The organism is Pseudomonas serbica (assembly GCF_028823535.1).
Taxonomy (GTDB): domain Bacteria; phylum Pseudomonadota; class Gammaproteobacteria; order Pseudomonadales; family Pseudomonadaceae; genus Aquipseudomonas; species Aquipseudomonas serbica.
Map to the genome: position 1 here is coordinate 239,729 of NZ_JAQIYM010000005.1, position 19,868 is coordinate 259,596.

A 19,868-nucleotide genomic window follows, 5' to 3' on the forward strand; every position below is an offset into this window, starting at 1 on the left:
GTTTTCTGAGTACATATCCGTTGCTGCGGTAACGGCTACTTATGGTTTCGCCCTTACGGCGACTCACTTTTTCAAACGCCGAACAGTAAGCAAAAGGCTTTGCCGGTATGACTCACCCACTTGGTGCCTCGCTAGGGCTCGGCATGCCCTCTCTCCGGCCATCGTGGTTAACGGGGCACCCAGATCAAAAACCAAAGCGAGGCGGCCTGACAGCCGACCTGACTTTTGCAGATACCTCCAATCCCCTGTGGGAGCCAGCCTGCTGGCGATGGACGTCAACGATAACGCGCCCTGCCTGGATGAACGCGTTGCCTGGAAGTCCATCGCGAGCAGGCTCGCTCCCACAATGGGATAGCGGACAAACCTGCAATCAGGTCGGCTGTCAGGCCGCCTCGCTTTCGCGTTTGATCTTGATATGGCTTTTGATTTTCTTGCCCCCTCGAGAGGCCGAGTGGAGGTTCTGCGCAGTGGGTAAACCGGCATGGATGCCGGTTTAGCCGCGCTGGGCCATGGATGGCCCATCGCGGCGACCCACGGAGCAGGACCGGAGCGAGGGCATGCCGAGCCTTAGCGAGGCACCGAACGCCAGGGGCAAGAGCCCTTGGTTACTTGGGGCTTTTCCAAGTGACTCGCCGTAAGGGCGAAACCATTAGAGGCCGTTACCGCAGGAATGGATATGTACGCGGTCAACAAAATCCAGGTTGGCTGCTAGGCCGCCATCGCCGGCAAGCCAGCTCCTACAGTTTGGATCGGGTACAACCGCGAGAGATCAGCGTTTACGGCAAAGCGTCAGCCCATCTCCCAACGGCAACAGCGACAGATCCACCCGCGCGTCATCCTTCAAGGCGCGATTGAGCGCCTGGATCGCGCGGGTATCCTCGCTTTCGGGATTTTTCTCAAGCACCCGACCACTCCACAGCGTGTTATCGAACACCGCCAGGCCGCCGATACGCAACAGCCGTAGCGCATGCTCCAGATAGACCGGGTAATTGGCTTTGTCGGCATCGATGAACACCAGGTCGAACTGGCCTGGCTCATCCAGCTTGCCAAGGGTTTCCAGTGCGGGAGCCAAACGCAGATCGATTCGCCCGGATACACCAGCCTCCTGCCAATAGCGGCGCGCGGTGGCGTTGTAGTCGCCGGGAATGTCACAGCAGATCAGCAAACCGTCATCCGGCAAGGCCGCCGCCATGCACAGGGCGCTGTAGCCTGTAAACGTGCCGACTTCCAAAACGCGTCGGGCGCCGGTGAGTTTTACCAGCAAGGCGAGAAACTGCCCCTGTTCCGGCGCCACTTGCCAGCGGGCCATGGGCAGCGCCTGGGTTTCGTCACGCAAGCGCTTGAGTACTGGCGTTTCGCGCAAGGAAACATCAAGCAGGTATTGATACAGCGAATCGTCGAGGTTGAGCGTGCGGGCTGTCATGACAATACCCCCTGGCGGTTACGGATTGCGCGCCAGATGCTCGGGTTGCAAAACGCGCTTGGCACTCAGGTAGGCTCTCTGCCAATAAGCCTTGGACAAGCTGTCGAGCTTGACCGTGCCACCGGTAGCCGGCGCGTGGACGAAACGCCCTTCACCGACGTAGATACCGGCATGGCTGACCTGGGAACCGCCATTGGTGGCGAAGAAGATCAGGTCACCGGTTTGCAGGCCTTCCTTGCCGACGCTGGCCGCCTGCATGGAAATCATTTCGCGCGTGGTGCGCGGCAGGGAAATACCGGCTACATCCCGGTAAACGTAGCCAATCAGCCCACTGCAGTCGAATCCGGAGTCCGGCGTATTGCCGCCCCAACGATAAGGCGTGCCGACCAGCCCCAACGCGCGAAACAGCACATCTTCCGCTTCCGGAGAAAAAGCCTGGGAGGGACCGAACACGATGGGTGCGCGAACCACCGGCGCAGGTGGCGGCGTTCGGCTGGCGCAAGCACTGAGCAGCGCTGCGAACAGCATGATTGTGAGGCGGGCCGACATCGTCATAGCAGAGCATCCTGATCAGGCTGCGGCTTTTTCTGCGCGAGTGCAGAAAAGAAAACCGCCTGCGGAGTACGCAGGCGGTTTGCCATCATTCATGGATCAGAATTTTAGCGCTTATATGGCAAACTTCAAGTAAGACTTTAAGTTCGCCTTACGAAAAGTACGCTTACTTGCGAGCGGTTACGATTGGAGCCGCTGCAGGCGCCATGGCGAGTGCGCGCTTGGCTTCGATGAAGGTCTTGCTCCAGTAGCTGTCGCCCAGGCTGTCGATGCGCACACCACCGCTACGGCGGCTGCTGGAGTGGATGAACTGGTTGTCACCCAGGTAGATACCGGCGTGACTGACGCGACCGCGGCGACCATTGGTGGCGAAGAACAGCAGGTCACCTGGCTCAAGTTTGCTGCGCGAGACCAGCGGTGCATCCACGTTGATCATTTCGCGAGTGGAGCGTGGCAGGTTCATGCCCGCTTCTTCACGGAACAGATAACCGATGAAACCGCTGCAATCGAAGCCGGCTTCAGAGGTACCGCCGAAACGGTAACGGGTACCGATCAGGGACATGCCGCGCTCGAGGATGCTGTCGGCCAGAACCGGAAGCTGGTACGCCTTGCCGTTGGCGAAGCTGGCCAGTTCTTTCTCGGTGGCCGCTTCTTCCTGTTCAAGCGCTTGCTGATAAAGCGCGGAAGACTGGGCGGTAACGGAATTTTTAACCTGCTGTTGTTGCGCTTGCTCGGACACTGGCGTGTGGGCAGCGCAACCGAACAACAGGGTAACGAGTGCGAGGGGCACGAGGGGTGCAAAGCGATTTAGCATGGGCACGACCGTGGCTGATTAGTGTCAAGAAGCCGAGACTATGCCCGCTATCATCCTCATTTGCAAATTCAATCGAACTTTTTGTGACTTCTTGGTTTCTCGATAACATCTAAGCGCTAAAGCCCATTCTAGACACTTACGCAACCTGCACACCGCAGGAAAGCGGATTTTCTGGCGCCCAAAATATGCCGAAAATCGATGCAAGCCTCGAATTTACCAGGGTTGGCTACCAGCCCAGCGTCTCTTTGAGAAACGGGATGGTCAGCTTGCGCTGAGCTTGAAGAGAGGCCTGGTCGAGTTGCTCAAGCAGTTCGAACAGTGCGCTCATGCTGCGTGTACCACGGGTGAGGATAAAGTGCCCGACTTCGTCGGTCAGGTGCAGGCCGCGACGTGACGCTCGCAGTTGCAGGGCGCGCAATTTGTCTTCGTCAGAGAGTGGGCGCATCTGGAATATCAGCGCCAGGGTCAGGCGCGACTTGAGGTCGGCCAGTTTTACCGGCAGCTCGCGCGGCGAAGTCGATGCGGCGATCAGCAGACGCCGACCACTGTCACGCAGCCGGTTGAACAGGTGGAACAACGCCTCCTCCCAGTCAGCCTTGCCGGCCACCGCCTGCAGATCATCCAGACAGACCAGTTCGTATTGCTCGAGGTTGTCGAGAATTTCGATGCCACGATCCATCAACTCGGCCAGCGGCAGGTAAACCGCCGGTTCGCCCATCTGTTCGAAACGCAGGCACGCGGCCTGCAACAGATGCGTGCGCCCTACCCCGTGCTTGCCCCACAGGTAAATCAGGCTTTCGGTCCAGCCGGCGTCGGCTTCGCACAGACGTTCGACATAGCCGAGTGCAGCGGCATTGGCGCCTGGGTAGTAGTTGATGAAGGTGGCGTCGTCACGCAGACGCACACCTAGGGGCAGCTGAATCGGTTTCATGCTGACTGAACAGTTCCAAAGGAACCGTTAGTGGCCTCTGTGTAAAGTTTGCGAAGTTTATACCCGTGAGGCCGACCGCACAATGCGACAGACCACAAGCAAAATCAAAGGTTTGCGTTAGCGCACCGGTTTTATGACAGATTCTTTGGCGCTGCGGGCAGCCGGCCGGGGTCGAATCGGGCTGCCCGCGGCCCCCTCTAAAGCTCGGGATCGTCAACACCACTGTACATACCAGAATCCTTATACAAATCATGCACATGGCGCAGCAGCACCATGATCACCGCCGCCACGGGCAACGCCAGCAATACACCCGTAAACCCGAACAGCTCGCCGCCGGCCAGAATCGCGAAGATCACCGCCACCGGGTGCAGTCCGATGCGGTCGCCCACCAGCAATGGCGTCAGCACCATGCCCTCCAGCGCCTGACCGACCATGAACACCGCGACGATGCCCATCATCGGATACAACTCGCCGCCAAACTGGAACAGGCCGGCAATCAGCGCCGCGCCAATGCCAATGATGAAGCCCATGTACGGCACGATCGCCGCCAGCCCGGCAATCATGCCGATCAACAGGCCCAACTCCAGACCCACCAGCATCAAGCCCGCAGCATAGATCACGCCCAAGGCGACCATCACCAGCAATTGCCCGCGGACGAAGGCGCCGAGCACTTCATGGCACTCTCCGGCCAGTGACACCGCCTGCTCTTCGCGATCGCGCGGCAACAGACTGCGGACTTTGGCCACCATCAGGTCCCAGTCGCGCAGCAGGTAGAAACTCACCACCGGAATCAGCACCAGATTGGCCAGCCAGCCAATCAACGCCAAGCCCGAGGCGGTCGCCTGGCTCAGCACCACGCCGACGATGTCGGTGGTCTGGCCCATGTGTTCGCTGATCGCCGCCTTGAGCTTGTCGAACTTCCAGAAGCCCTCCGACAAGCCAAACTTCGACTGCGCCCAAGGCAATGCCGTGTGCTGCAGCCAATCAAGCATCTGCGGCGCCAGCTCATACAAGCGAAACAGTTGCTTGGCGAGCATCGGCACCAACACCAGCAACAGCGCGGTGAAGATCAGGGTGAACAGGGCAAATACCGCAATCCCCCCCCAGGTCCGTGACAGGCCGGCTTTTTCCAGCCGATCCACCAAAGGGTCAAACAGATAGGCCAACAACAACGCCACCAGGAACGGCGTGAGGATCGGGTGCAACAGCCAGACAAACGCGCAGAGCAGAATCACTCCACCCAACCAGAACCAACGCCGCGTATCGGCCATGAACCACTCCATTGCTTCTATATAAGAAAGAAAATCCTACCAGCGGAAACGCAATTGCGGCGTCGGTGCAGGCGCAGGCGCGACTGCAGGGGCCGAACCGCCAGCTACAGGCTGAACGGGTGCCGCTGGCGCCGGCGCTGGCTCCGCCGCGACCTCCTGCAACCTGGCCAGCGACAACTGCGCGCGCAATTGATCGGTACTGCCATTGACCCGATAAAGGATCCGGTCGCCGTCGACACTTTGCGGGCGTCCGCCGAAAGGCTCCAGCAAGCGCCCAAGGGTCGCATAACGCTCCAGGTTCATACCTTGGACTTCCAGCAGCTGCGCGGACGAGGCCCCTGGCTTGGCGACGAATCGCGGCGCCAGTCGCTGGTTCACCGCCAGCATCACCGCGTCTGCCAAAGCAGCCTGATCGGCTCCCTGGGCACTGCCGGCCTCTTTCTGGTCACCCAGCCACAACTGCCACTTGGCCTGCCACTGGCCACCCTCTTCCCGGGCATGCACCGCCAGCAGGGCGTCGGCATTGTAACGCTGGGATGCGCTGCGCAGGGCCGACGGATCAGCACTTTCCAGATTCGGCGCGGTGGCGACGATTTGTTCGTTCAGGTCCGCCAATGGCAGACGCAGGGGCAAACCACGGTGCTGCGCGGCGCGGCGCAAGGGTGTCGCACCGGCCTGGCCATCGCCCACCAGGCTTGCACCCTCGGTGTAGTCGTTCAACCACCAGCCCAATATCGACGGCCGATTGGCACCCCACATTGCCAGCCCGGCCCGGCGCAAGGCCTGGTCGGTGGTGCCAGGGTCAAAGTCGACTTTCAACACTTCCGGCGGGCCGGCCTCGAAGCCGTACTGGCTGATGATTTGCTGCGGGTCTTTGCGAATCGCCGCCAGCCCCGGATTCTGTGGCGCCTTGGGATCGCCGGTCAGGCGCAAGACCAGCGTATCGAGCGCCCGCTGTGTCGCTTCGTCACGCTCTTGCGGTGACTGGCCGCTGACCGGCTCGCGCACTTGATAAAGGCCTTTGACGGTTTCAGCCTGGCTTACCTGGCTGGCCAGGCCGACCACTGACAAGCAGCCCACAAAAAAGAATTTACAAAAACCCATGGAAGATTCCTGAGGACAAAAGCGGCTGGAACAGACCGCGTGAACACGAACGAGCAAGGCTGTGACCATCGCCCGACGCAAAACATTCACACGCCCTGGGTAAGTTTTCGCACTGTGGTAACGATAGACGGTTAATGACGACAACTTGTGCAGGCGAGCAGGATGTCATCCACGGGAGGCCCTGGCGTTTTTTTTCGGCCGATATGCCCCCTGCCGTCGGCCTGAGGATGGCCGCTGACCGTCAAGCCTGATAAAATCGCGCGCCTTCGCAGACCGGCAACAGCCGGGTACCCTCGAATATCGCGTGAGGCAATCACCTTCGTCGAATTTGGCGGTCCCGCTGGACTCGGTCGTTACAGAAATCCCCCCTAAAGGCCTGGATCATGAGCAAGCAACCCTCCCTGAGCTACAAGGACGCCGGTGTAGACATCGACGCCGGTGAAGCATTGGTCGAACGCATCAAGAGCGTCGCCAAGCGCACTGCGCGCCCGGAAGTCATGGGCGGCCTGGGCGGTTTCGGCGCCCTCTGCGAAATCCCGGCCGGCTACAAGCAGCCCGTGCTGGTTTCCGGTACTGACGGCGTCGGCACCAAGCTGCGCCTGGCATTGAACCTGAACAAGCACGACAGCATCGGCATCGACCTGGTCGCCATGTGCGTGAACGACCTGGTGGTCTGCGGCGCCGAGCCGTTGTTCTTCCTCGACTACTACGCCACCGGCAAACTCAACGTCGAGACCGCGACCCAGGTCGTGACCGGCATCGGCGCTGGCTGCGAACTGTCCGGCTGCTCCCTGGTGGGCGGCGAAACCGCTGAAATGCCTGGCATGTACGAAGGCGAAGACTACGACCTGGCCGGCTTCTGCGTCGGCGTCGTGGAAAAGGCCGAAATCATCGACGGTTCCAAAGTCGCTGCCGGCGATGCCCTGCTCGCCCTGCCGTCTTCCGGTCCGCACTCCAACGGCTACTCGCTGATCCGCAAGATCATCGAAGTGTCCGGTGCCGACATCGAAAACATCCAGCTCGACGGCAAGCCGCTGACCGACCTGCTGATGGCCCCGACCCGTATCTACGTGAAGCCGCTGCTCAAGCTGATCAAGGAAACCGGCGCCGTGAAAGCCATGGCTCACATCACCGGTGGCGGCCTGCTGGACAACATCCCGCGCGTCCTGCCAAAAGGCGCACAAGCGGTGGTTGACGTAGCAAGCTGGACCCGCCCTGCGGTGTTTGACTGGCTGCAGGAAAAAGGCAACGTCGACGAAAACGAAATGCACCGCGTGCTGAACTGCGGCGTAGGCATGGTCATCTGCGTGGCTCAAGAGCACGTGGAAACCGCGCTGAACGTCCTGCGTGAAGCCGGCGAGCAACCGTGGGTCATCGGTCAGATCGCCACCGCTGCCGAAGGCGCTGCCCAGGTTGAACTGAAGAACCTCAAGGCTCACTAATGCCTAACACCTGTGATGTTGTGGTGCTGCTCTCCGGCACCGGCAGTAACTTGCAGGCCTTGATCGACAGCACGCGGACCGGCGACAGCCCGGTCCGCATCGCTGCGGTGATTTCCAACCGCGCCGACGCTTATGGCCTGCAACGCGCCAGGGACGCGGGTATCGACACCCGCACCCTGGATCACAAGGCTTTCGAGGGCCGCGAGGCCTTCGACGCCGCGCTGATCGAACTGATCGACGCCTTCAATCCCAAACTCGTGGTCCTGGCCGGCTTCATGCGCATTCTCAGCGCTGACTTCGTACGCCACTACGCGGGCCGCCTGCTCAATATCCATCCCTCGCTGCTACCCAAATACAAAGGGTTACACACTCATCAGCGCGCGCTGGAAGCCGGTGACGCCGAACATGGCTGCTCCGTGCACTTCGTCACCGAGGAACTCGATGGCGGACCACTGGTCGTACAAGCAGTAATACCGGTAGAGTTGCACGACTCGCCGCAGAGTCTGGCGCAGCGGGTCCATGTGCAGGAACACCTGATCTACCCCATGGCCGTGCGCTGGTTTGCCGAAGGCCGGTTATCCCTCGGCGAACAAGGTGCTTTACTGGATGGACAGTTACTCGCGGCCAGCGGCCACTTGATTCGACCCTAGGAGATTTTATGCGTCGCGCCCTGCTCTTCGCTTGCGCTCTGCTCGCCCTGCCCTTCGCACAGGCTGCAGACCTTCAACCTTTCTCCGCCAGCTACACCGCCGACTGGAAGCAGCTGCCCATGAGCGGCACGGCCGAGCGCAGCCTGACCAAGCAAGCCAATGGCGTCTGGAAGCTCAACTTCAAGGCTTCGATGATGATCGCCAGCCTGTCCGAAGAAAGCACCCTGACCGTCGACAAGGACACCCTGCTGCCACAGTCCTACCATTTCGAACGGGGTGGCCTGGGTAAAGCCAAGAAGGCTGACCTGGACTTCGACTGGACTGCCAAGAAGGTTACCGGCACCGATCGTGGCGATCCGGTCAATATTGCCCTCAACCGCGGCATGCTCGACAAATCCACCTACCAGCTGGCACTGCAGCATGACGTAGCCGCCGGCAAGAAAAGCATGAGCTATCAGGTTGTCGATGATGGCGAAGTCGATACCTATGACTTCCGCGTGCTGGGTTCGGAAAAAGTTGAGACCAAGGCTGGCCAGATCGACGCGATCAAGGTCGAGCGCGTGCGCGACCCGACACAAAGCAAGCGCATCACCGTGCTCTGGTTCGCCAAGGATTGGGATTACCTGCTGGTTCGCCTGCAACAGGTCGAGACCGACGGCAAGGAGTACAACATCATGCTCCTGGACGGCACAGTGAACGGCAAGCCGGTTAAAGGCAGCTGATCCGCACCTCTTGAAGAAGCCCCGCACTTGCGGGGTTTTTTTTGAAGATTGAAAAAGCAGGAACGCACGACAGGCGCAATGCTCTATACCTTCAAGGTCTTTTTTGATCGAATGACTTTCCCTGCTGCCTGCGAGGTTTCACATGACTGTCACCGTCAACACCGTTTCTGCCGAAGGCTTGCGTCATACCGTCCAGATCGATGACCACGAACTCTATGCCGATGCCCCGCCATCGGCAGGCGGCGAAGGTTCGGCGCCAGAGCCGCACGACTACTTCGATGCCGCGCTGGGCGCCTGCAAGGCCCTGACCTTGAAGATGTATGCGAAGAAAAAGGACATTCCGCTGACGGGCGTTGGCGTGGAGGTCAAGCGCGACAACAGCCAGGAGCAAAAAGGCAAATACGTACTCCACGTCAAGCTGACCCTCAAGGGCGTGCTCACCGACGCCCAGCGCGAAGAGCTGCACCGGGTGGCCGATCGCTGCCCGGTGCACAAGCTGATGACCACTTCTGAAGTCAGCATCGAAACCCATCTGGCCGAAGGCGCGTTCAGCCAATAGCGGCAAGGGCTGCGCAAGCGGGTTATGCTCGACCGCATCACCCGCTCAGCCTGGAACGCACCATGAACACTCCGCTCGTGATCCGCCCCCGCGCCGAAGATGTCGAAGGCCAGCCGATTCTTCGCCCGTTGCCATCAGCCAAATGCCGCAATGTCGGGCCCTTCGTGTTTTTCGACCATATGCTCGAAACCCGTTATGCAGCGGGTACCGGCATGAACATCCGCCAGCATCCGCATATTGGTCTCTCCACGCTCACCTACCTTTTTGAAGGCCAGTTGCAGCACAAGGACAGCCTCGGGTCGGACCAGGTGGTCAATGCCGGCGATGTCAGCTGGATGACCGCTGGCAGCGCCATCGCCCATGTCGAGCGCACACCCGAAGCGCTAAAAGACAGCGGCTTTACGATGCACGGTTTGCAGATCTGGCTGGCTTCTCCCAAAGACAAGGAACAGGGGCCAGGACACTACAGCCACCACCCCGCCGCCACACTGCCGGTCAGCGAAAACCTCGGGGTGACGATCCGCATGATCGCAGGCTCGGGCTTTTGCCTGGAATCGCCAGTGCCAGTGCTTTCGCCGACGCTGTATGCCGAAGTGAACCTGCAAACGGCGACGACCCTGCTGATTCCCACCGAGCATGAAGAGCGCGCGCTGTATGTGTTGAGCGGGGACGTGCAGCTCGATGGCGAGCCGTTAGAGCCGCATTCACTGGTGGTGTTGCCACCCGGGGAAGAAATGACCTTGTTCGCCGAGAGCGACAGTCATGCGGTGTTGTTCGGTGGTGCGCCGCTGGATGGGCCGCGACGGATCAACTGGAATTTCGTGGCGAGCGATCCGGCAGCCATCGATGAAGCGCGTCGGCGCTGGGCGGCCGGGGATTGGCCGACGGTGCCGGGGGAAGTTGAGCGGATCGAACTTCCTTAAGACTTATTGTGAATTTCACATCGCCTTCGCGAGCAAGCCCGCTCCCACAGTTGACCGCATTCCAATGTGGGAGCGGGCTTGCTCGCGAAGAGGCCGGCACTATCGCAATCAGCCCTTGAACACTTCATCCAGTAGATTGTGCATCGACGTGAAGGCCCGAGCAGCGACCTTGGCGTCGTACATCATCATCCCCGGCACGTTCGCATGGGGATCGGTGAACGAGTGGAACGCGCCGCCGTAGCTCAGCAGCTGCCAATCCACGCCAGCGGCATTCATTTCATCCTCGAAAGCCGGCAGTTGCTCCTTAGGCACCAACGGATCGGAAGCGCCGTGAAGCACCAATACCGAGCCCTTGATGTTTTTCGCATCATTGACATCCGGGGTATCCAGCGTGCCGTGGAACGACACAGCCGCCTTCACTGGCGCCCCCGTGCGGGTGAATTCCAGTGCGCAGCAACCGCCAAAACAGAAACCGAAGGTCGCCAGCTTCGAGGTATCGACAACCGCCTCACCCTGGCTTTGCAGCTGCTCGAACGCCACCTGCATGCGCTTGCGCAGCAACGGCCGGTCGTTCTTCAACGGCGTCATTGCCGCGCCTGCCTCATCGTTGTTCTGCGGACGAACCGATTGGCCATAGAGATCCGCGATCAACACCACGTAACCCTTGGCCGCGACCGACTTGGCGATCTCCTCGGCCCCGGCGCCAACACCCATCCAGTTCGGCGCCATCAACAGACCCGGACGCGGGCCTTTGTGGTCGGCGTCGAAAGCCAGGCGGCTTTCGTAGGATTGGCCATCAATCTGGTAGGCAACAGAACGTACAGTGATTTGGCTCATTTATGACTCCTGATTTTTTTACACCAGAATGAAAAAAACCCGCCGAAGCGGGTTTTTCTACAACCTTGTCAAGCCGACAGTTCAACCAGCAGCTTGTTCAGGCGGCGCACGTAGGCCGCCGGGTCCTTCAAGCTGTCGCCGGCCGCCAGGGCCGCCTGATCGAAGAGGATGTGCGACAGGTCGCCAAAGCGCTCGTCGCTCTGCTCGTTGTCGAGCTTCTCGATCAGAGGGTGAGCAGGGTTGAATTCGAAGATCGGCTTCGAATCCGGAACCTTCTGCCCGCTGGCTTCGAGGATCTGACGCATCTGCAGGCCCAGGTCCTGCTCGCCGATGGCCAGGATCGCCGGGGAATCGGTCAGGCGATGGGATACCCGTACTTCAGCCACGGATTCGCCCAGCGCGGTCTTCAGACGCTCAACCAGGCCTTCCTTGGACTTGGCGACTTCTTCCGCGGCCTTCTTGTCCTCTTCCGAGTCCAGGTTGCCGAGGTCCAGGTCACCGCGCGCCACGTCGACAAAGCTCTTGCCGTCGAAATCGCTCAGGTAGCTCATCAGCCACTCGTCGATACGGTCGGTCAGCAGCAGCACTTCGATGCCTTTCTTGCGGAAGACTTCCAGGTGCGGGCTGTTCTTGACCTGGGCGTAGGTTTCGCCGGTCAGGTAGTAGATCTTGTCCTGACCTTCCTTGGCACGTGCCAGGTACTCGGCCAGGCCGACAACCTGCTCGCCGTCATCACCGTTGGTCGATGCGAAACGCAACAGTCCAGCGATTTTCTCTTTGTTGGCGAAATCTTCTGCCGGGCCTTCTTTCATGACCTGGCCGAAGTTTTTCCAGAAGCCTTTGTATTGCTCTGGCTCGTTCTTCGCCAGTTTTTCCAGCATATCCAGCACGCGCTTGGTCAGCGCCGACTTCATCGAGTCGATGATCGGGTCTTTCTGCAGGATTTCCCGCGACACGTTCAGCGACAAGTCGTTGGAGTCGACCACACCCTTGATGAAGCGCAGGTACAGCGGCAGGAAGGACTCAGCCTGGTCCATGACGAACACGCGCTGCACGTACAGCTTCAGGCCTTTTGGCGCTTCACGCTGGTACAGGTCGAATGGCGCACGGGCCGGCACGTACAGCAGCGAGCTGTATTCCAGCTTGCCTTCGACCTTGTTGTGGCTCCAGCTCAGCGGATTCTCGAAGTCGTGGGCGATGTGCTTGTAGAACTCCTGGTATTCCTCGTCCTTGATGTCGGTACGCGGACGGGTCCACAGGGCGCTGGCGCGGTTGACGGTTTCCCACTCAACGGCCGGCTTCTCTTCGCCTTCAGCGGCTGCCACTTCTTTCGGCAACTCGATCGGCAGAGCAATGTGATCGGAGTATTTCTTGATGATGTTGCGCAGGCGCCAGCCATCGGCGAACTCGTCTTCACCGGCTTTCAGGTGCAGGACAATACGCGTGCCACGCTCAGCCTTCTCGATGGTGGCGACTTCGAAATCGCCCTCACCTTTGGACGACCAATGAACGCCTTCGCTGGCATCGCTGCCGGCTCGACGGCTGAATACGTCGACTTTGTCGGCGACGATGAAGGCCGAATAGAAACCGACACCGAACTGACCGATCAGGTGCGAGTCTTTCTTCTGGTCGCCCGTCAGGTGCTTCATGAAGTCGGCGGTACCGGACTTGGCAATGGTGCCCAGGTGGGTGATCGCGTCTTCGCGGCTCATGCCGATGCCGTTGTCTTCGAGGGTGACGGTCTTGGCGTCCTTGTCGAAGCTCACACGGATTTTCAGTTCAGCGCCACCTTCCAGCAATTGTGGCTTGGACAGCGCTTCGAAACGTAATTTGTCTACAGCGTCAGAGGCGTTCGAGATCAGTTCGCGAAGGAAAATTTCCTTGTTGGAATACAGCGAATGGATCATGAGGTGCAGCAGTTGCTTCACCTCGGTCTGGAAGCCCAGGGTTTCCTTTTGAGTTTCCACACTCATGGTCATCAAACTCCAATCAGATGGCAGTGGCCGCGACCTTGAGGGTCGGCGGCGGGTTGTCATCAGAGTTGGGGGCTGTGTTCAGGATTTCAAGGGCTCATCGAGTTTGAAATGCGCTCGGGCCGTGGCGATGGGTTCAGCTTCAGTACTTTGCCAGGCGGTAATCGCCACGTTGGCGACGCGGCGCCCCTGGCGACACACCTGGCAACGGGCCCAGGTATCGCGAAACTGCCCGGCGCGCAGGTAATCGAGGGAGAAGTCGATGATCTTCGGCACGCCCGGCGAACCGGTCGCCACCAGCAAGTGCAACGCGGCGGAGAGTTCCATGAAGCCGGCGATCACGCCGCCATGAATGGCCGGCAATAACGGGTTGCCGATGTTGTCCTTGTTGGCCGGCAGACGAAACAGCAGTTCATCGCCGACCCGCGAGCATTCCACGCCGATCAATCCGGCGTAGGGAATCAGCTTCAACAGCGGCGCGTAATCCCCCTGCTCATGGGCCCGTTGCAGTTGCTCCTTGAATGACTCGCTCACTTCGCACCTCCGGCGATGGCACCTGCAAAACCCTTGGTCCCCTTGATGCCCTTGCCCATGCGCATGAAAGTGCCTACCACGTGGGCAATGGGCTGCTTGGGGTCATCCTGATAGGCAAAACCACGGGCGAATATCACGTCGGTGGTCACCCGATAGCACTGGGCGAAGCCGTAGACATCTTTATGCGGTTCGGCTGCGTGCATGTAGTCGATACGCAGGTCGAGTGTCGGGCAGACTTCGAATTCCGGCAGCACGCAGAGGGTCGACATGCCACAAGCGGTGTCCATCAAGGTGGTCAAGGCACCGCCGTGAATCACGCCGCTCTGGGGGTTGCCGACGATCTGCGGGCCGTATGGCAGCACCACGGTGAGCCCTTCGGCACTGGCGCTGTGAACGCGCAACCCGAGCACCTGACAATGTCGCAGCGCCGACAGGAATCGTGTCGCACGCTCAAAAACGGGGTTTTCAGCCATGTTGATAAAGACTCTTGTTTAGTTGGCAGTGAAGTAGAGAGCCAGGTAAAAGTTCCGCATTAGAACAAACTTTTATATCTGAAATAATTTGAGGAACTTAACCATGACACCAAGGCTCTTAAGGCCAGATAGATCTTTTCCACAAGGAGAAACACCCCATGCGTAAGACTTTTGCTATTGCCTTGATGTTGACCGCTTCCCTCGGTCTCGCTGCTTGCGATAAAAAATCCGAGGACAAAGCTCAAGATGCCGCCGAACATGCTGAGCAAGCACAGCAAGACATGAACAAAGCTCAGGATAAAGTGAACGACGCAGCGAAAGAAAACGCCGAAGCCGCCAAAGCTCAGGCTGAATCGAACGAAGCTGCGGCAAAAGAAGCCGCGCCTAAAAACTAAATCGGTTTTTAGCGTGATAAAAGAAAACCCGCCAAGTGCGGGTTTTCTTTTGCGTGCAGCTTTTGTCCGAACGTCAGCGCTAGAGCAAAATCGTTCGAAAAGTCGGACTAATCATCAGCAACAACGAACAGATTAATCCCACCAGCCAGACCAGGCTGCGTTGCCAGGCCAGATCTTTCCAGTAACACAGCAGGTAGAGGACTCGCGCGATGACAAAGATGATCGCCAACGAGTCGATCAACCATCCCGCCGTTTGGGTGGTGTGGGCCATCAACACCCCCACTGCAAACAATATGAAAGCTTCGAAACTGTTCTGATGCGCTGCCAGCGCACGCGCACCCAGTCCCGTGAGTTGCGCCTGCTGCTGGCGTGGCAAGTGATTATTGTAGCCGCCCTGCTCTTTCATGGCCGTGGTCACGGGCATGCGCGCCACGTAAATCAGTACAGCACTGATGAACACGCACCAGAATGGAATACTCATCAAGCGACCTCTTTATTTACCTCGGGCAAAGGCGCCTCTGTAGGGGTATAGACCATGACATCGAGAACGTCGGAGTGAAACTCGCGGCGGTACAACACAAACACCACGCCGGCACTCATCAACATGAACAACCAGGGGCTGACGAACCAGGCCAGCATGGTCATGCCGAAGTAATAGGAACGCAGGCCGAAGTTGAACTGGTTGGCCGCCATGGAAATAACCCGGGCCGCGCGATTGGCAAAGGCCTTGCGCTCCTGCTCCGACACATGGCGCTCACCGACCATGGGGGCCGAGCCCACCAGGATGGCGGCGAAGTTGTACTGGCGCATGCACCAGCTGAAGGTAAAGAACGCATAGACGAATACCAGCGCCAGGCATAACAACTTGATCTCCGACATCCCCTGGGACGCCTGCTGCACCATCGGGATATCGGCCAGCAACGACACCGCCCTTTCGGACGCCCCGAGCACCGTGAGGATACCGGCCAGGATAATCAGGGTGCTGGAGGCAAAGAACGACGCATTGCGCTCCAGGTTGCCGATCACGCTGGCATCGGCGATGCGGTTGTCGCGCAGCAGCATGCGGCGCATCCAGTCTTCGCGATACAGATGCAGCACGCTGGCCAGGCAAGCGGTGTCACGGCCCTTCCAGGTCGCATAGCGGGTGTAACCGCCCCAGCAGATCACGAACCAGATGGCAGCGAGTATGTGGATCAGGTTGGCTTGGATGAACGACATGCGAGTCCTTTTGATGTGATGACAAAACACTGAGAACTTGTGGGAGCGAGCCTGCTCGCGAAAGCGCAAGATCAATCAACATGTGCGTCGAACATGCCGACGCCTTCGCGAGCAGGCTCGCTCCCACATGAGGTCCCAGCAGTCTTTCGACGTTAGCGCAACGCAAAAGACACCGCACTCCTGGTAAAAAAAATGCCCCGTATCGATTGATACGGGGCATTTCTGTTTTTGCTCACCGGCCCGCTCGTGACGGGCCGGTAACGCTTAAGCCAGCGCTTCTTCGCGCTTGCCCAGCAGACGGTCGCACACCACGGCGACCACCAGGGTCATCACCGAAGGCACCAGCCACGCCAGGCCTTGCTCGCTGAGCGGCAGGTGCGACAGTTGAGTCGGCATCCAGTCCGCCAGGCCGGCACCCTTGAGGGCGTCGATCAGGCCAAAGATGAACGACACCAGCATCACCGGACCAACGATGCGGCCTTGTTCATGCCAGAAGTCCTTGCAGAAGCTCAGGGCCACCAGGGCGATGCACGGCGGGTAGATCGCGGTCAGTACCGGGATCGAGAACGCGATCAGCTTGGTCAGGCCCAGGTTGGACACCAGCAGGGAGAACGCTGCGAGGATGATCACCAGGGTCTTGTAGGACAGTGGCAGCACCCGGCTGAAGTACTCGGCGCAGGCACAGGTCAGGCCAACTGCGGTGACCAGGCAGGCCAGCGAGATCAGCACGGCAAGGAAACCGCTGCCCAGGGAGCCGAAGGTGTGCTGCACGTAGGCGTGCAGTACGGCCGCGCCATTGGTGGCACCGGCGGCGACTTCATGGCTGCCCGCACCCAGACGGAACAGGCTGATGTAGACCAGTGCCAGGCCCACGCCGGCAATCAGGCCGGCAATGATCGCGTAACGGGTGATCAACGCCGGCGACTCGACACCGCGAGAGCGGATGGCGTTGACGATAACGATGCCGAACACCAGTGCACCGAGGGTATCCATGGTCAGGTAACCGTTGATGAAGCCCTGGGAGAACGGTGCCGCCACGTATTCAGGCGTTGCATGGCCTATGTCACCCGCTGGCAAGGCGAACGCGGCAATACCGAGCGCAGCCAGGGCGATGATTTTCAGCGGTGCGAGGAAACGTCCGACGGTATCGAGCAAACGACCCGGGTACAGCGAGATGAAGAACACCACCAGGAAGTACACGGAACTGTAGAGGAACAGCGCCAGTGGGCTTTCGCCGGTCAGGGGCGCCAGGCCGACTTCGAACGACACGGTTGCGGTGCGCGGCGTGGCGAACAGTGGGCCGACAGCGAGGTAGCACGCCGCCGCGAGCAGGCCACCGGCGATCTTGCCGATCGGGCTGCTCAGGGCATCCATGGCGCCCCCCACTTTGGCCAGGGCCACGACGGTGACCACGGGCAGGCCGACTGCAGTGATCAGGAAGCCCAGCGCCGCCATCCAGACGTGAGGCCCGGACTGCAAACCGACGATAGGCGGGAAGATGATGTTGCCAGCCCCGACGAACAGGGCAAACGTCATAAAACCAAGTGCCAGGATGTCCTGGCCTTTCAACACTTTCATTAAGGAAATACCACACTACTGAATCGGAATTTAGAGAGGGATTTCCCTATGGGTGAGGGAAATGCTGTCGGTCCGTATGGGACCAACCCTTTTAGCGCGTTGCGGCCTTGTGGGCTGCGGACGCAAAAATGGCGCGTATCCTAACGAATTTGCACGCCAAACGCACTGTTAGGGTGCGATCTATCCGATACGCGACACTTCAATGTCGCGTTTACATACCTAATTTTCTACCTTGGCACAGATCGTGGGAACGATCACCCGGAAACGACAAAGGCCACCCGAAGGTGGCCTTTGTTTGGTGAAGCGTCAGCTAAGCGCGAGGCTTACTTGACAGCCCAACCCGTCAGCTCGGCCAGGGCCTTGCCGATGTCTGCCAGCGAACGCACGGTTTTAACGCCTGCGTCTTGCAGAGCAGCGAATTTCTCGTCTGCAGTGCCTTTGCCGCCAGAGATGATTGCGCCAGCATGGCCCATGCGCTTGCCCGGAGGAGCAGTCACACCAGCGATGTAGGAAACAACTGGCTTGGTCACGTGTGCCTTGATGTAGGCAGCCGCTTCTTCTTCAGCCGAACCGCCGATCTCACCGATCATTACGATCGCTTCGGTCTTCGGGTCTTCCTGGAACAGCTTCAGGATGTCGATGAAGTTCGAACCCGGGATCGGGTCACCACCGATGCCGACGCAAGTCGACTGACCGAAACCGGCGTCAGTAGTTTGCTTCACAGCTTCGTAGGTCAGGGTGCCGGAACGGGAAACGATACCGACCTTGCCTGGCAAGTGAATGTGACCTGGCATGATGCCGATCTTGCATTCGCCTGGGGTGATCACGCCTGGGCAGTTAGGGCCGATCAGGGTAACACCCAGTTCGTCGCACTTAACTTTAGCGTCCAGCATGTCCAGGGTAGGAATGCCTTCGGTGATGCAGACGATCAGCTTGATGCCGCCGAAAGCAGCTTCCAGGATCGAGTCTTTGCAGAAAGGAGCTGGAACGTAGATCACGCTGGCGGTGGCGCCAGTGGCAGCTACAGCGTCTTTCACGGTGTTGAACACTGGCAGGCCCAGGTGCTCGGTGCCGCCTTTGCCCGGAGTTACGCCACCCACCATCTTGGTGCCGTATTCGATGGCTTGCTGGGTGTGGAAACTACCTTGCGAACCGGTAATACCCTGGCAGATAACTTTGGTGTCTTTATTGATCAGGACGCTCATTATTTGCCCTCCGCAGCTTTGACAACTTGTTGAGCAGCGTCGGTCAGGCTGGTAGCAGCGATGATGTTCAAACCGCTTTCTGCCAGTACTTTAGCGCCCAGCTCAGCGTTGTTGCCTTCAAGGCGAACAACAACCGGGATTTTCACGCCGACTTCTTTCACGGCGCCGATGATGCCTTCGGCAATCATGTCGCAGCGAACGATGCCGCCGAAGATGTTGACCAGTACTGCAGCGACGTTGGTGTCGGACAGGATGATCTTGAACGCTTCAGTTACGCGTTCCTTGGTAGCACCGCCGCCCACGTCGAGGAAGTTGGCTGGCTTGCCGCCATGCAGGTTGACGATGTCCATGGTACCCATGGCCAGGCCAGCACCGTTGACCATGCAACCGATGTTGCCTTCCAGCGCTACGTAGTTCAGTTCGAACTTGGCAGCGTGCGCTTCGCGCGGATCGTCTTGCGACGGATCGTGGAAAGTCTTCAGCTTAGGCTGACGGTACATGGCGTTGGCGTCGATGTTGATCTTGGCGTCCAGGCAGTGCAGATCGCCGTCAGCCTTGATCACCAGCGGGTTCACTTCCAGCAGGGCCAGGTCGTGATCCTTGAACAGTTTGGCCAGACCTACGAAGATCTTGGCGAACTGGGCAACTTGCTTGCCTTCCAGACCCAACTGGAATGCCAGCTCGCGACCCTGGAATGGCTGAGCGCCAACCAGTGGATCGATAGTGGCCTTCAGAATTTTTTCTGGAGTGTCGTGAGCGATTTTCTCGATGTCCACGCCACCTTCGGTGGAAGCCATGAACACGATACGACGGCTCGAACGGTCAACGACAGCGCCCAGGTACAGCTCTTTAGCGATATCAGTGCACGATTCAACCAGGATCTTGGTGACTGGCTGGCCATTGGCGTCAGTCTGGTAAGTCACCAGACGCTTGCCCAGCCACTGCTGTGCGAAGGCCTTGGCGTCTTCTTTGCTGCGAACCAGCTTTACGCCGCCCGCTTTACCGCGACCACCGGCGTGGACCTGGGCTTTGACAACCCACTCGCTGCCGCCGATCTTGTCGCAAGCTTCTGCTGCTGCTTCCGGGGTGTCTACTGCATAACCAGTGGAAACTGGCAGGCCGTATTCAGCGAACAGCTGCTTACCCTGATACTCGTGAAGATTCATGCTTTTTACCGTCTTCGTTAGGTACTGCGCATTCGGTGCTGCACTTGTTCAAGTGCCGCACCACCTGTGACTGCTGCTTGCGTAGCCTTTCCGGACAA

The 19,868-nt window shown here is 59.3% G+C and carries 21 protein-coding genes; 6 read left to right on the forward strand and 15 right to left on the reverse strand.

Annotated elements, in window-relative coordinates; translation table 11 throughout:
* Positions 1–769: 769 nt before the first annotated feature.
* From NQL71_RS10090 to NQL71_RS10115, 6 genes are all read right to left on the reverse strand, one after another.
* The gene (locus NQL71_RS10090; protein WP_046819396.1) at positions 770–1,423 is read right to left on the reverse strand and encodes an O-methyltransferase; all 654 of its coding nucleotides are present in this window, start codon (positions 1,421–1,423) and stop codon (positions 770–772) included.
* Between the two features lie 18 nt (positions 1,424–1,441).
* A complete protein-coding gene (locus tag NQL71_RS10095; protein ID WP_046819395.1) occupies positions 1,442–1,978 on the reverse strand; it encodes a C40 family peptidase in 537 nt (178 codons plus the stop codon).
* A gap of 163 nt (positions 1,979–2,141) precedes the next feature.
* A complete protein-coding gene (locus tag NQL71_RS10100; RefSeq protein ID WP_046819394.1) occupies positions 2,142–2,789 on the reverse strand; it encodes a C40 family peptidase in 648 nt (215 codons plus the stop codon).
* 226 nt (positions 2,790–3,015) lie between these two features.
* Complete coding sequence (hda, locus tag NQL71_RS10105; protein WP_008063324.1) at positions 3,016–3,720, reverse strand: DnaA regulatory inactivator Hda; 705 nt, start codon at positions 3,718–3,720, stop codon at positions 3,016–3,018.
* Positions 3,721–3,917: 197 nt separating this feature from the next.
* Complete coding sequence (locus NQL71_RS10110; RefSeq protein ID WP_274642601.1) at positions 3,918–4,991, reverse strand: AI-2E family transporter; 1,074 nt, start codon at positions 4,989–4,991, stop codon at positions 3,918–3,920.
* 36 nt (positions 4,992–5,027) lie between these two features.
* Positions 5,028–6,095, reverse strand: a complete 1,068-nt coding sequence (locus tag NQL71_RS10115) for a DUF2066 domain-containing protein (protein WP_248686339.1) — start codon at positions 6,093–6,095, stop codon at positions 5,028–5,030.
* Between the two features lie 383 nt (positions 6,096–6,478).
* Between NQL71_RS10115 and purM the strand changes: the two genes are divergently transcribed.
* From purM to NQL71_RS10140, 5 genes are all read left to right on the forward strand, one after another.
* Positions 6,479–7,537 (forward strand): phosphoribosylformylglycinamidine cyclo-ligase, encoded by a 1,059-nt coding sequence (gene purM / locus NQL71_RS10120; RefSeq protein WP_046819391.1) that lies wholly within the window; start codon positions 6,479–6,481, stop codon positions 7,535–7,537.
* On the forward strand, positions 7,537–8,187 hold the full coding sequence (purN, locus tag NQL71_RS10125; RefSeq protein WP_046819390.1) for a phosphoribosylglycinamide formyltransferase: 651 nt from the start codon (positions 7,537–7,539) through the stop codon (positions 8,185–8,187). Before purM ends, purN begins: the two co-directional genes overlap by 1 nt.
* A gap of 8 nt (positions 8,188–8,195) precedes the next feature.
* On the forward strand, positions 8,196–8,909 hold the full coding sequence (locus tag NQL71_RS10130) for a DUF3108 domain-containing protein (RefSeq protein WP_248686340.1): 714 nt from the start codon (positions 8,196–8,198) through the stop codon (positions 8,907–8,909).
* A 142-nt stretch (positions 8,910–9,051) separates the two neighbouring features.
* Entirely contained in the window at positions 9,052–9,468 is a 417-nt protein-coding gene (locus NQL71_RS10135) for an OsmC family protein (RefSeq protein ID WP_046819388.1), read from the forward strand.
* A gap of 62 nt (positions 9,469–9,530) precedes the next feature.
* Positions 9,531–10,391 (forward strand): pirin family protein, encoded by an 861-nt coding sequence (locus tag NQL71_RS10140; RefSeq protein WP_046819387.1) that lies wholly within the window; start codon positions 9,531–9,533, stop codon positions 10,389–10,391.
* Between the two features lie 108 nt (positions 10,392–10,499).
* On the opposite strand, the gene NQL71_RS10145 is transcribed toward NQL71_RS10140, so the two are convergent.
* The 4 genes from NQL71_RS10145 to NQL71_RS10160 form a co-directional block, all read right to left on the reverse strand.
* Positions 10,500–11,228 (reverse strand): dienelactone hydrolase family protein, encoded by a 729-nt coding sequence (locus tag NQL71_RS10145; protein ID WP_274642602.1) that lies wholly within the window; start codon positions 11,226–11,228, stop codon positions 10,500–10,502.
* 68 nt (positions 11,229–11,296) lie between these two features.
* Entirely contained in the window at positions 11,297–13,201 is a 1,905-nt protein-coding gene (gene htpG, locus NQL71_RS10150) for a molecular chaperone HtpG (protein ID WP_046819413.1), read from the reverse strand.
* 81 nt (positions 13,202–13,282) lie between these two features.
* Positions 13,283–13,735: a PaaI family thioesterase gene (locus NQL71_RS10155; RefSeq protein WP_046819385.1), complete on the reverse strand. Its 453-nt coding sequence runs from the start codon at positions 13,733–13,735 to the stop codon at positions 13,283–13,285.
* Complete coding sequence (locus tag NQL71_RS10160) at positions 13,732–14,208, reverse strand: PaaI family thioesterase (RefSeq protein WP_077184038.1); 477 nt, start codon at positions 14,206–14,208, stop codon at positions 13,732–13,734. The genes NQL71_RS10155 and NQL71_RS10160 overlap by 4 nt, the downstream gene beginning before the upstream one ends.
* Positions 14,209–14,366: 158 nt before the next feature.
* Here NQL71_RS10160 and NQL71_RS10165 point away from each other — a divergent pair, with 158 nt between their 5' ends.
* Complete coding sequence (locus NQL71_RS10165) at positions 14,367–14,603, forward strand: hypothetical protein (RefSeq protein WP_046819383.1); 237 nt, start codon at positions 14,367–14,369, stop codon at positions 14,601–14,603.
* Positions 14,604–14,682: 79 nt separating this feature from the next.
* On the opposite strand, the gene NQL71_RS10170 is transcribed toward NQL71_RS10165, so the two are convergent.
* From NQL71_RS10170 to sucC, 5 genes are all read right to left on the reverse strand, one after another.
* Entirely contained in the window at positions 14,683–15,084 is a 402-nt protein-coding gene (locus NQL71_RS10170) for an MAPEG family protein (protein WP_046819382.1), read from the reverse strand.
* Complete coding sequence (locus NQL71_RS10175; RefSeq protein WP_077184039.1) at positions 15,084–15,821, reverse strand: DUF599 domain-containing protein; 738 nt, start codon at positions 15,819–15,821, stop codon at positions 15,084–15,086. The genes NQL71_RS10170 and NQL71_RS10175 overlap by 1 nt, the downstream gene beginning before the upstream one ends.
* Positions 15,822–16,085: 264 nt before the next feature.
* On the reverse strand, positions 16,086–17,399 hold the full coding sequence (brnQ, locus tag NQL71_RS10180) for a branched-chain amino acid transport system II carrier protein (RefSeq protein ID WP_077184040.1): 1,314 nt from the start codon (positions 17,397–17,399) through the stop codon (positions 16,086–16,088).
* Positions 17,400–17,722: 323 nt separating this feature from the next.
* A complete protein-coding gene (gene sucD / locus NQL71_RS10185) occupies positions 17,723–18,604 on the reverse strand; it encodes a succinate--CoA ligase subunit alpha (RefSeq protein ID WP_003223019.1) in 882 nt (293 codons plus the stop codon).
* The gene (sucC, locus tag NQL71_RS10190) at positions 18,604–19,770 is read right to left on the reverse strand and encodes an ADP-forming succinate--CoA ligase subunit beta (protein WP_007919879.1); all 1,167 of its coding nucleotides are present in this window, start codon (positions 19,768–19,770) and stop codon (positions 18,604–18,606) included. Before sucC ends, sucD begins: the two co-directional genes overlap by 1 nt.
* Positions 19,771–19,868 lie beyond the last annotated feature (98 nt).